General features: G+C 53.4%; 12 protein-coding genes. 8 read left to right on the top strand and 4 right to left on the bottom strand.

Annotated elements, in window-relative coordinates:
- Window positions 1-819, top strand: coding sequence for a pyridoxal phosphatase (locus OGV69_RS20920; protein ID WP_069323192.1), 819 nt, complete (start codon window positions 1-3; stop codon window positions 817-819).
- On the opposite strand, the gene modC is transcribed toward OGV69_RS20920, so the two are convergent.
- From modC to OGV69_RS20940, 4 genes are all read right to left on the bottom strand, one after another.
- Window positions 820-1,878, bottom strand: coding sequence for a molybdenum ABC transporter ATP-binding protein ModC (gene modC, locus OGV69_RS20925; RefSeq protein ID WP_038638999.1), 1,059 nt, complete (start codon window positions 1,876-1,878; stop codon window positions 820-822).
- 2 nt (window positions 1,879-1,880) lie between these two features.
- The gene (gene modB / locus OGV69_RS20930) at window positions 1,881-2,570 is read right to left on the bottom strand and encodes a molybdate ABC transporter permease subunit (RefSeq protein ID WP_038638996.1); all 690 of its coding nucleotides are present in this window, start codon (window positions 2,568-2,570) and stop codon (window positions 1,881-1,883) included.
- Window positions 2,570-3,343, bottom strand: a complete 774-nt coding sequence (gene modA / locus OGV69_RS20935) for a molybdate ABC transporter substrate-binding protein (protein ID WP_227408983.1) — start codon at window positions 3,341-3,343, stop codon at window positions 2,570-2,572. The genes modB and modA overlap by 1 nt, the downstream gene beginning before the upstream one ends.
- A gap of 198 nt (window positions 3,344-3,541) precedes the next feature.
- Entirely contained in the window at window positions 3,542-3,691 is a 150-nt protein-coding gene (locus tag OGV69_RS20940; RefSeq protein WP_003023026.1) for an AcrZ family multidrug efflux pump-associated protein, read from the bottom strand.
- A 130-nt stretch (window positions 3,692-3,821) separates the two neighbouring features.
- On the opposite strand from OGV69_RS20940, the gene modE reads away from it, so the two are divergent.
- The 7 genes from modE (at window position 3,822) to gpmA (ending at window position 11,612) form a co-directional block, all read left to right on the top strand.
- Entirely contained in the window at window positions 3,822-4,610 is a 789-nt protein-coding gene (gene modE, locus OGV69_RS20945; protein WP_069323190.1) for a molybdenum-dependent transcriptional regulator, read from the top strand.
- A 67-nt stretch (window positions 4,611-4,677) separates the two neighbouring features.
- On the top strand, window positions 4,678-6,150 hold the full coding sequence (gene modF, locus OGV69_RS20950) for a molybdate ABC transporter ATP-binding protein ModF (protein ID WP_069323189.1): 1,473 nt from the start codon (window positions 4,678-4,680) through the stop codon (window positions 6,148-6,150).
- Between the two features lie 217 nt (window positions 6,151-6,367).
- Window positions 6,368-7,384 carry a UDP-glucose 4-epimerase GalE gene (galE, locus tag OGV69_RS20955; RefSeq protein ID WP_038638984.1) on the top strand — a complete coding sequence of 339 codons (1,017 nt, stop codon included), beginning with the start codon at window positions 6,368-6,370 and terminating at the stop codon, window positions 7,382-7,384.
- 9 nt (window positions 7,385-7,393) lie between these two features.
- Window positions 7,394-8,440 carry a galactose-1-phosphate uridylyltransferase gene (galT, locus tag OGV69_RS20960; RefSeq protein WP_069323188.1) on the top strand — a complete coding sequence of 349 codons (1,047 nt, stop codon included), beginning with the start codon at window positions 7,394-7,396 and terminating at the stop codon, window positions 8,438-8,440.
- A gap of 3 nt (window positions 8,441-8,443) precedes the next feature.
- Window positions 8,444-9,592, top strand: coding sequence for a galactokinase (gene galK, locus OGV69_RS20965; protein ID WP_069323187.1), 1,149 nt, complete (start codon window positions 8,444-8,446; stop codon window positions 9,590-9,592).
- A complete protein-coding gene (galM, locus tag OGV69_RS20970) occupies window positions 9,586-10,626 on the top strand; it encodes a galactose-1-epimerase (RefSeq protein WP_069323186.1) in 1,041 nt (346 codons plus the stop codon). The genes galK and galM overlap by 7 nt, the downstream gene beginning before the upstream one ends.
- Before the next feature lie 233 nt (window positions 10,627-10,859).
- Window positions 10,860-11,612, top strand: coding sequence for a 2,3-diphosphoglycerate-dependent phosphoglycerate mutase (gene gpmA / locus OGV69_RS20975; protein ID WP_038638971.1), 753 nt, complete (start codon window positions 10,860-10,862; stop codon window positions 11,610-11,612).
- Window positions 11,613-11,691: the final 79 nt, after the last annotated feature.

An 11,691-nucleotide genomic window follows, 5' to 3' on the forward strand; every position in this document is an offset into this window, starting at 1 on the left:
ATGACCGCACGCGTGATTGCCCTGGATTTAGACGGTACCTTACTGACCCCGAAAAAGACCTTGTTGCCATCCTCTCTTGAAGCGCTCTCACGCGCCAGAGAAGCAGGCTACCAACTTATCATTGTCACAGGTCGCCATCACGTTGCTATTCATCCTTTTTATCAGGCACTGGCGCTGGATACACCTGCAATTTGCTGCAACGGCACTTACTTGTATGATTATCATGCAAAAAAGGTACTGGAATCCGATCCTCTCCCGGTTGACCAGGCATTGCAGCTCATCGAAATGCTGGATGAACATCAAATTCATGGACTGATGTATGTTGACGAGGCCATGCTGTATGAGCGTCCGACCGGGCATGTGGTGCGTACCGCTAACTGGGCGCAAACGCTACCGCCGGAACAGCGCCCAACCTTCACCCAGGTTCCTTCGCTGTCGCAGGCCGCGCATGATGTCAACGCCGTGTGGAAATTTGCCCTGACCGACGAAGATATTCCAAAACTGCAGCAGTTTGGTAAAGACGTTGAACAACAACTGGGGCTGGAGTGTGAATGGTCCTGGCACGATCAAGTCGACATTGCCCGTAAAGGTAACAGCAAAGGGCGACGTCTTACTCAGTGGATCGAAGCGCAGGGTGGGTCAATGGAAAATGTGATCGCCTTTGGCGACAACTTTAACGATATCAGCATGCTGGAAGCCGCAGGCACCGGCGTGGCGATGGGTAACGCTGATAACGCGGTCAAAGCCCGCGCCAACATCGTGATTGGTGACAATACCACCGACAGCATCGCGAAGTTTATCTACACCCACCTGCTGTAATCAGGCGGTGATCGACACACTCTTAATTTGCGCGTACAGCCACAGGCCAGGTTTGATGCCAAGCTCATCCCTGGCCCACGGGCTGATCCTCGCCCACAGCGTTTTCCCGCCCACCTCAAGCTGCACTTCCACCTGACCGTTATCGTCATAGCACTGGGCGACCTTCGCACGCAGTATGTTACGAATACTGGTCTGCTGCGGCGGCTGGAGTACCAGCGAAACATCAGACGCCTGAATGCGAATGCGCAGCACGGATTGCAGCGGCTGCTCAAGCTTGTTGACCCACAGATGCTGATCGCCCAGCGCCAGCGCGGTCATCGCATAGTGAGGATGATGCTCCAGCACGCTGACTTTCAGAATGCTGCTCTGCTGTTCTTTCGGCAGCCAGGGATGCATTACGCTACTCCCCCAGACGTCCTCCAGCGAACCAAATGCTTTAACCTGCCCGTTTTCCAGCACCATCACTTTGTCTGCCAGGTGCAAAATTTCATCAAGCGAGTGGCTGACATACAGCATCGGAATATTAATTTCACGCGCCAGACGTTGCAGATAAGGTAGCAGTTCGCGTTTGCGCGGAATATCCAGTGAGGCTAACGGTTCATCAAGCAGCAATAACTCTGGCGCGGTAAGCAGCGCCCGACCAATGGCAACGCGCTGTTTTTCGCCGCCGGAAAGACTTCCCGGTAGGCGATCGAGCAGCGGTTCAATGCCCAGCAGCGCCACCAGCTTATCAAACTGCCCGGCCATGCTTTTCGCCATACCGTAACGCAGGTTACCGCGCACCTTATAATGGGGAAACAGACGCGCATCCTGGAATACATAGCCCACCCGACGCTTTTCAGGCGTTAAGCAGATTCCGTTTTCAACATCGTTTAACACCCGACCGTTAAGCACAATACGTCCGGACTGCGGCTGCGTCAGGCCGCTGATAGCGTTAATCAGCGACGTTTTCCCTGCGCCGGAAACACCAAAAATAGCGGTAATCCCACTGGCAGGCAGCGTTTCGTTGAGCGTCAGGCAATGTGTTCCCAACGTCTGGGAGAAGTTAAGTTCCAGCATGATTATCGCCCCGTCCGCTCACGGCTAATACGCGCCAGCCATTCAGAAATCAGCAGTGAAATCAGCGCCAATACAATAGAAATAATGCATAACCTTGCCGCTGCGCTTTCGCCGCCAGGCGTTTGGATCAGGGTATACATCGCCGAGGGGATAGTGCGGGTTTCGCCAGGAATATTGGAGACAAAGGTAATCGTTGCGCCGAATTCCCCGAGGGAACGCGCGAACGCCAGCACCGTCCCGACAATAATGCCGGGCAACATCAGCGGTAAGGTAATGGTCATGAATACGCGCCAGCGTCCGGCCCCGAGCGTACGCGCCGCCTGCTCCAGCTTGACGTCGACGCCTTCCAGCGCCAGACGAATGGCCCGCACCATAAGAGGGAAAGACATCACCGCCGCAGCCAGCACCGCACCGCGCCAGCTAAAGGCAAAGGTGATGCCAAACCAGTCATACAGCCGCTCACCGATAAACCCGCGCCGCCCCATGGCGACTAACAACAGATACCCCACCACCACCGGCGGCAGCACCAACGGCAAATGCAGAACGCTGTCGAGCAGCGCTTTACCCGGGAAGGTGCATCGCACAAGCAGCCAGGCAAAGAAGATCCCAAACGGCAGACTAAACAACACGGCCAGGGAAGAAACTTTCAGGCTCAGTATGACGGCCTGCCATTCAGGATCGGTCAGTATCATTACTTGGTCGTAAATCCATAACGTTTAAAAATTTCAGCAGCCTGCGGTCCTTTCAGGTAAACATAGAACGCGCTGACCGTTGCGTTTTTGTGCCCATCAACAATCGCGATAGGGTACTCCACTTTTTGGTGTGAATCTTCCGGGAAGGTCGCGACAACCTTGACGCCTTTGCTGGCGACAGCATCGGAACCATAGACGATCCCCAGCGGCGCTTCGTTACGTTCTACCAGCGCCAGCGCACCGCGAACGTCTTCCGCAGGTGCCAGTTTCGGCGCCAGAGTATCCCATGCGCCCAATTTTTGCAGTGCTTCCTTGGCATAAATGCCTGCCGGAACATGTTCCGGATCGCCGACAGCCAGGCGTCCACCATTCAGCAAACGGGTCCAGTTGGTTTTACTGTCGATAGTAAAGTCTTGCTGGGCGCTGGCTTTCGGCGCCACCACCACCAGACTGTTGCCTAACAGCGTTGCACGCGTGGCGGTATCCATCGATTTTTTATCGACCGCATAATCCATCCATTTCTGATCGGCAGAAATAAACAGGTCAGCAGGCGCGCCTGCTTCAATCTGACGCGCCAGCGTAGAAGAAGAGGCAAAAGAGGAGACGACGTCAACGTTCTTCTCTTTTTTGTATTGCGTCGCAATATCCTGCATCGCGTTGGTGAGCGAAGCCGCTGCGAATACCGTGATTTTCCCTTCATCCGCCAATGCATGTCCTGCGACAGAAAGAGAAAGCGTCGCCCCTGCAAACAAGCGTAACCATGTGCGTGCCATCTGTAGCTCCTTTGAGTTTCGTTATGTACGCGCAAATATAACGGTTAAGCCAGAATTTTCCCAGCGGTTATTGATACCAATTAGAGGTTACACCATGAAAATATCGGCACGAGAAGCAGGATCTTGAGAAACTGTTGCCAGAGAAAACGGGCTGAAAGGCAAAAATATAAACGCCCGACTGAGCGGGCGTTTGGGGAATCAATGATTCTGTCTGGACTGGTCTTTCTGACCGATACCGGAAAAAATGTTGAACACTTCACCCAATCCGTAAATCAGACCCAGAATGATGGCCATCACCACAGGTACCATGATTACGGCGAATACCAGACTTTTCAATAATTCTAACATGGTCAACTCCAGATATAGTCCTTAGTTGTATTCTAACCACATCACGCAGAAAAGCACTCCCCTTTTGTGCGGTTGGCTTTGCGCGCACACGGTTTTCCGTCACAATACCCTTTTTTGCCAGGAGCTTGTGATGCAGGCCGAAATCCTTCTTACGCTGAAACTTCAGCAAAAACTGTTTGCCGATCCCCGTCGCATTTCTCTGCTCAAGCACATTGCGCTTTCCGGCTCCATCAGTCAGGGCGCGAAGGATGCGGGTATCAGTTATAAAAGCGCCTGGGACGCGATTAACGAAATGAACCAGCTCAGTGAGCAAACGCTGGTTGAGCGCGCCACCGGCGGTAAAGGCGGCGGCGGCGCGGTGTTGACGCGTTACGGCCAGCGTCTGATCCAACTGTATGATTTGCTCGCACAAATTCAACAAAAAGCGTTTGATGTGTTGAGCGATGACGATGCGCTGCCGCTCAATAGCCTGCTGGCAGCCATTTCCCGCTTTTCACTGCAAACCAGCGCCCGTAACCAATGGTTTGGCACGATTACCGCTCGCAACCACGATCAGGTTCAACAGCATGTCGACGTCCTGTTGGCCGATGGCGAAACGCGTCTGAAGGTGGCGATTACTGCGCAAAGCGGTGAGCGTTTGGGTCTTGAGGAAGGCAAAGAAGTATTAATTCTGTTGAAAGCACCGTGGGTAGGCATTACCCAGGACGAGGCTATCGCTCAGGCCGCTGATAATCAGTTGCATGGAACGATCAGTCATATCGAACGTGGCGCAGAACAATGTGAGGTGTTAATGACGTTGCCAGACGGCCAGACGCTGTGTGCGACGCTGCCAGTGGAACAGACTCACGCTTTAGCGGAAGGTGCTAACGCAACAGCATATTTTAATGCTGACAAAGTGATTATTGCGACGCTGTGCTGAGTTAATTGACATTAGCCTGAAGAACACGTATCCCTGTCATTAATTGCTGCAAATAATGGGATACAAAATGTCATCATTGCAAATTTCGCAAGGCACGTTTCGTCTTAGCGACACAAAAACGCTCCAGTTAGATGCGTTGACATTACACGCGGGTGATAGCTGGGCGTTTGTGGGCTCTAACGGCAGCGGGAAATCCGCGCTGGCCCGTGCGCTGGCAGGAGAATTGCCGCTACTGAAAGGTGAGCGGCACTGTCAGTTTACACGTATTACCCGTCTCTCCTTCGAGCAGCTACAAAAGCTGGTCAGCGACGAGTGGCAGCGAAACAACACCGATCTTCTCAGCCCCGGTGAAGATGACACCGGGCGTACCACCGCAGAAATCATTCAGGATGAGGTCAACGACCCCACTCGCTGCGCTGCGCTGGCGCAGCAGTTTGGTATTTCTTCCCTGCTCAACAGGCGTTTCAAATACCTTTCCACCGGTGAAACACGCAAAACCCTGCTCTGTCAGGCGTTAATGTCCGCACCGGATTTACTGATCTTTGATGAGCCTTTTGACGGGCTGGACGTGGCGTCCCGTCGCCAGTTAGCAGAACTGCTCGCTGAACTGCACCAGACCGGTTTTACGCTGGTACTGGTGCTTAACCGCTTTGATGAGATTCCCGAGTTCGTGCAATTTACCGGCGTACTTGCCGATTGCACGTTGACTGAAACCGGCGCAAAAGCAGACCTTCTGCAACAGGCATTAATCGCTCAACTTGCCCATAGTGAACGCCTGGAAGGCATCCAATTACCCGAGCCGGACGAGCCTTCGGTCCGTCGCACGCTGTCCGATAACGAGCCGCGGATTGTGCTCAACGATGGCACCGTATCGTATAACGATCGCCCTATCCTGCATCATCTGAGCTGGCAGGTAAATCCGGGGGAGCACTGGCAAATCGTCGGCCCCAACGGGGCGGGAAAATCAACCCTACTGAGTTTAATCACCGGCGATCACCCCCAGGGTTACAGCAACGATTTAACGCTGTTTGGCCGCCGTCGGGGTAGTGGTGAAACTATCTGGGATATTAAAAAACACATCGGCTACGTCAGCAGTAGCCTGCATCTCGATTACCGGGTCAGTACGACGGTACGCAACGTGATTCTCTCCGGCTACTTTGACTCAATCGGCATCTATCAGGCCGTCTCTGACAGACAGCACAAACTGGTCCAGCAGTGGCTGGATATTCTGGGCATGGATAAACGTACCGCGGATGCGCCGTTCCACAGTCTTTCCTGGGGGCAGCAACGGCTGGCGTTGATTGTGCGTGCGCTGGTTAAACACCCGACTTTGTTAATCCTCGACGAGCCTTTGCAAGGCCTGGACCCGCTCAATCGCCAACTGATTCGTCGGTTTGTGGATGTACTGATCGGTGAAGGCGAAACCCAGCTGCTGTTTGTCTCCCACCATGCTGAAGACGCCCCGGCCTGCATTACCCATCGACTGGAGTTTGTGCCCGAGGGCGATGTCTACGCCTATCAACAAACCTCTCTGCGTTAATTTTCATTTGAGGGCGTTTAACACGCCCTTTTTTCTGCATTTTTTTCAGATAAACGCCGAGATAACAACTTAACCTTATGATTTAAAATAAAATAACCAATGCAAACGAGTGAAAACATCACTGTGTAAACGATTCCACTAATTTATTCCATGTCACACTTTTCGCATCTTTGTTATGCTATGGTTATTGCATACCATAGGCTTAACGGAGCGAATTATGAGAGTATTGGTTACAGGTGGTAGCGGTTACATAGGAAGCCACACTTGCGTGCAGTTGCTGAAAAACGGTCACGAGGTGGTGATCCTGGACAACCTCTGCAACAGCAAGCGCAGCGTTCTGCCCGTCATCGAGCGCTTAGGCGGCAAGCACCCGACTTTCGTGGAAGGGGATATTCGTAACGAAGCGCTGATAACCGAAATTCTGCACGATCATGCCATTGACACCGTCATCCATTTTGCCGGGTTAAAAGCCGTTGGCGAGTCCGTTGCCAAGCCGCTGGAATACTATGACAACAACGTCAACGGGACGCTGCGTCTGGTGAATGCCATGCGCGCCGCTAACGTGAAAAACTTCATTTTCAGCTCCTCCGCGACCGTCTATGGCGATCAACCGCAAATTCCTTACGTTGAAAGTTTCCCCACCGGCACACCACAAAGCCCGTATGGCAAAAGTAAGTTGATGGTTGAACAGATCCTGACCGATCTGCAAAAAGCACAGCCCGACTGGAGTATCGCCTTACTGCGCTACTTCAACCCGGTTGGCGCGCATCCGTCAGGCGATATGGGTGAAGACCCGCAAGGTATTCCAAACAACCTGATGCCTTACATCGCACAGGTTGCCGTTGGCCGCCGCGAGTCCCTTGCCATATTTGGCAACGACTACCCTACCGAAGATGGCACCGGCGTTCGCGACTATATCCACGTCATGGATCTCGCAGATGGCCACGTCGCCGCGATGGAAAAACTGGCGGGCAAACAGGGCGTGCATATTTACAACCTCGGGGCGGGCATCGGCAGCAGCGTGCTGGATGTGGTCAACGCCTTCAGTAAAGCCTGCGGTAAACCTGTGAATTACCATTTTGCCCCGCGTCGTGATGGCGATCTTCCGGCCTACTGGGCAGATGCCAGTAAAGCCGATCGCGAGCTCAACTGGCGCGTAACTCGCACCCTGGATGAAATGGCGCAAGACACCTGGCACTGGCAATCACGCCATCCGCAGGGATATACGGATTAAGGATCAATCATGACGCAATTCAATCCTGTCGATCATCCACACCGCCGTTTTAACCCGCTCACCGGGCAGTGGATCCTCGTCTCACCACATCGTGCAAAACGCCCCTGGCAAGGGGCGCAGGAAACACCATCTAAGCAGGTTCTACCCGCACATGACCCGGACTGCTTCCTGTGTGCAGGCAATACACGTGTTACCGGCGATAAAAACCCGGATTACACCGGGACCTATGTTTTTACTAACGACTTTGCCGCGCTGATGTCCGATACCCCGGACGCGCCGGACAGCAACGATCCGTTAATGCGCTGTCAGAGCGCGCGCGGTACCAGCCGCGTGATTTGCTTTTCGCCCGATCACAGCAAAACGCTGCCGGAACTCAGCGTGCCTGCGCTAACAGAAATCGTGAAAACGTGGCAGGAACAGACGGCAGATTTAGGCAAAACCTATCCCTGGGTGCAGGTCTTTGAGAATAAAGGCGCGGCAATGGGGTGTTCGAACCCCCATCCGCACGGACAGATATGGGCCAATAGCTTTCTGCCCAACGAAGCCGAACGTGAAGATCGCCTGCAAAAAGCGTACTTCGCCGAACAGGGCGCGCCAATGCTCCTTGATTACGTCCAGCGTGAACTGGCGGATGGTAGCCGGACGGTCGTTGAAACAGAACACTGGCTGGCAGTCGTGCCCTACTGGGCGGCATGGCCGTTCGAAACGCTGCTGCTGCCAAAAGCGCATGTCCTGCGTATCACCGATTTGACCGACGAACAGCGCGCTGATCTGGCGCTGGCGTTGAAAAAACTGACCAGTCGTTACGACAACCTGTTCCAGTGCTCATTCCCTTACTCCATGGGCTGGCACGGCGCACCGTTTAACGGAGAAGAAAACCAACACTGGCAGTTACACGCACACTTTTATCCGCCGCTGCTGCGTTCGGCAACCGTGCGCAAATTTATGGTCGGTTACGAAATGCTGGCGGAAACCCAGCGCGACCTGACAGCAGAACAAGCGGCTGAACGACTGCGTGCGGTCAGCGACATCCATTTTCGCGAATCCGGAGTTTAAATAATGAGTCTGAAAGAAAAAACACAATCTCTGTTTGCTGAAACATTTGGCTACCCTGCCACCCATACTATTCAGGCACCGGGCCGTGTAAACCTGATTGGCGAACATACCGATTATAACGACGGATTCGTTCTGCCCTGCGCTATCGACTATCAAACCGTGATTAGCTGTGCGACACGCGATGACAGAAAAGTTCGCGTTATCGCGGCTGACTACGATAATCAAATGGACGAGTTCTCTCTGGACGCGCCAATTATCGCTCATGACAGCCAGCAGTGGTCAAACTACGTGCGTGGCGTGGTGAAGCATCTGCAAAAGCGTAATAACGCCTTTGGCGGCGCGGATCTGGTGATCAGCGGTAATGTGCCTCAGGGCGCAGGCTTAAGCTCTTCGGCTTCGCTGGAAGTGGCGGTAGGCACCGTGTTCCAGCAGCTTTATCATCTGCCGCTCGACGGGGCGCAGATTGCTCTGAACGGCCAGGAAGCTGAAAACCAGTTTGTCGGCTGCAACTGCGGCATTATGGATCAGTTGATCTCCGCGCTTGGCAAGAAAGATCATGCGCTGCTGATCGACTGCCGTACGCTGGGCACCAAAGCCGTTTCCATGCCTGAAGGCGTGGCGGTGGTAATCATCAACAGCAATTTTAAACGTACGTTGGTGGGTAGCGAGTACAACACCCGTCGCGAACAGTGTGAAACCGGGGCGCGTTTCTTCCAGCAACCTGCCCTGCGTGATGTCAGCTTTGAAACCTTTAGCGAAGTTGCTCACGAACTGGATCCGATTGCCGCCAAACGCGTTCGTCACGTGATCACGGAAAACGCGCGTACCGTGGAAGCTGCGAATGCGCTGGAAAAAGGCGACCTGTTACGCATGGGTCAACTGATGGCAGAATCTCACGCTTCAATGCGCGATGACTTTGAAATTACCGTGCCGCAAATTGATACGCTGGTTGAGATTGTCAAAGCAACCATCGGCGATAAAGGTGGTGTTCGTATGACAGGCGGCGGCTTCGGGGGCTGTATTGTGGCGCTGATCCCGCAAGATCTGGTGCCTGCCGTGCAGCAGGCTGTCGCCGAACAGTACGAAGCTAAAACCGGTATTAAAGAAACATTTTACGTCTGTAAACCTTCACAAGGAGCCGGACAATGTTAAACGAAATTCCCGTAATGGCGCCCGACGGTCAGCCGTTCCGCCTGCTTACCCTGCGTAACGACGCGGGGATGGTGGTCACGCTCATGGACTGGGGCGCAACGCTGCTCTCTGCGCGTATTCCACTTAGCGATGGTAGTGTGCGCGAAGCCCTGCTCGGTTGCGCCAGCCCGGAGCAGTACCCGGAACAGGCTGCGTTTCTGGGGGCTTCCATTGGCCGCTACGCTAACCGTATCGCCAACAGCCGCTATACCTTTGACGGCGAAACCATTGAATTGCTGCCAAGCCAGGGTGATAACCAACTGCACGGCGGACCGAACGGTTTCGACAAACGTCGCTGGCAGATAGTGAATCAGAATGACCGTCAGGTGCTGTTTGCCTTAACGTCTGACGATGGCGACCAGGGTTTCCCTGGTAATCTTTGCGCCACCGCGCAGTATCGCCTGACTGACGATAATCGGATTTCGATAACCTACCGTGCCACGGTTGATAAGCCCTGCCCGGTAAATCTGACGAATCATGTCTATTTTAATCTCGACGGTGACAAAACGGATGTGCGCCAGCACAAGCTGCAAATTCTGGCGGACGAGTATTTACCCGTAGACGAAATGGGCATCCCGCATGACGGGCTGAAATCCGTCGCCGGAAGCACTTTTGATTTCCGTTCCCCGAAAATCATCGCCAGCGAATTTCTGGCCGATGACGATCAGCGCAAGGTAAAAGGTTACGATCACGCCTTCCTGCTCCAGGCACAAGGCAATGCGCGTACTCCGGCGGCTCAGGTTTGGTCTCAGGATGAAAAATTGCAGATGGTGGTTTACACCTCAGCCCCGGCATTGCAGTTTTACTCAGGAAACTTCCTTGGCGGTACGCCTTCACGTGGGCCGGAGGCCTATGAAGACTGGCAAGGTCTGGCGCTGGAAAGTGAGTTTCTGCCAGACAGCCCGAACCATCCGGAATGGCCACAGCCGGACTGCTTCCTGCATCCGGGTGAAGAGTATGCCAGCGTGACGGAATATCAGTTTATTCCTGCCTGACAGTTCATCCTGACAGGCCCGATAGCATAAATTTATCGGGCCTGTTGTTTGTTTTCCGCAGCAAACCCGCTCACCCCCCCATCATCCAAAGACAAAATCGCAACCTTGAGTTCACAAGAACCTTACACTGTGGCGCTATTTTCGCTATGGTTATGCGTAAGCATTGCCGCTGACTCATTACGGCAATATAATGAGAATTATTATCATTAAATATGATTGATAGGAGTGAGTGTATGGCTGTAACTAAGCTGGTTCTGGTACGACACGGTGAAAGTCAGTGGAATAACGAAAACCGTTTTACCGGTTGGTATGACGTTGATCTGTCCGAGAAAGGCGTAGGTGAAGCAAAAGCGGCCGGTAAGCTGCTGAAAGAGGAAGGCTATAGCTTTGATTTTGCCTATACCTCTGTGCTGAAACGTGCCATCCATACCCTATGGAACGTCCTGGACGAACTGGATCAGGCCTGGCTGCCGGTTGAGAAATCCTGGAAACTGAACGAGCGTCATTACGGCGCGCTACAGGGTCTGAACAAAGCAGAAACCGCTGAAAAATACGGTGACGAGCAGGTTAAGCAATGGCGTCGCGGCTTTGCGGTCACCCCGCCGGAACTGACCAAAGATGACGAGCGTTATCCGGGTCACGACCCGCGTTATGCCAAACTGACTGACAAAGAACTGCCGCTCACCGAAAGCCTGGCGCTGACTATCGATCGCGTGATTCCTTACTGGAACGAAACCATTCTGCCGCGTATGAAAAGCGGTGAGCGCGTAATTATCGCTGCTCACGGTAACTCCCTGCGCGCGCTGGTGAAGTACCTGGATAACATGAGCGAAGATGAAATCCTCGAACTGAACATCCCGACCGGCGTACCGCTGGTGTATGAGTTTGACGAAAACTTTAAGCCGATTAAACACTACTATCTGGGTAACGCTGACGAGATCGCGGCAAAAGCCGCAGCCGTTGCTAACCAGGGTAAAGCGAAGTAACTTTTTCGCTCCCAATAAAAAAAGCGTGGAATGCTCCACGCTTTTTTTATTGCCGGATGGCGGCGTTGCCTTATCCGGC

Origin of the sequence: Citrobacter sp. Cc139, from assembly GCF_030334645.1 — a bacterium.
Lineage (GTDB): Bacteria > Pseudomonadota > Gammaproteobacteria > Enterobacterales > Enterobacteriaceae > Citrobacter > Citrobacter werkmanii.

Excerpts from the sequence above, each read along its gene's own strand:
- galT (WP_069323188.1), top strand. The coding sequence starts at position 7,394 with ATGACGCAATTCAATCCTGTCGATCATCCACACCGCCGTTTTAACCCG.
- galM (WP_069323186.1), top strand. The coding sequence starts at position 9,586 with ATGTTAAACGAAATTCCCGTAATGGCGCCCGACGGTCAGCCGTTCCGC.
- gpmA (WP_038638971.1), top strand. The coding sequence starts at position 10,860 with ATGGCTGTAACTAAGCTGGTTCTGGTACGACACGGTGAAAGTCAGTGG.
- galE (WP_038638984.1), top strand. The coding sequence starts at position 6,368 with ATGAGAGTATTGGTTACAGGTGGTAGCGGTTACATAGGAAGCCACACT.
- modB (WP_038638996.1), bottom strand. The coding sequence starts at position 2,570 with ATGATACTGACCGATCCTGAATGGCAGGCCGTCATACTGAGCCTGAAA.
- OGV69_RS20940 (WP_003023026.1), bottom strand. The coding sequence starts at position 3,691 with ATGTTAGAATTATTGAAAAGTCTGGTATTCGCCGTAATCATGGTACCT.
- modC (WP_038638999.1), bottom strand. The coding sequence starts at position 1,878 with ATGCTGGAACTTAACTTCTCCCAGACGTTGGGAACACATTGCCTGACG.
- OGV69_RS20920 (WP_069323192.1), top strand. The coding sequence starts at position 1 with ATGACCGCACGCGTGATTGCCCTGGATTTAGACGGTACCTTACTGACC.
- modF (WP_069323189.1), top strand. The coding sequence starts at position 4,678 with ATGTCATCATTGCAAATTTCGCAAGGCACGTTTCGTCTTAGCGACACA.
- modE (WP_069323190.1), top strand. The coding sequence starts at position 3,822 with ATGCAGGCCGAAATCCTTCTTACGCTGAAACTTCAGCAAAAACTGTTT.
- modA (WP_227408983.1), bottom strand. The coding sequence starts at position 3,343 with ATGGCACGCACATGGTTACGCTTGTTTGCAGGGGCGACGCTTTCTCTT.
- galK (WP_069323187.1), top strand. The coding sequence starts at position 8,444 with ATGAGTCTGAAAGAAAAAACACAATCTCTGTTTGCTGAAACATTTGGC.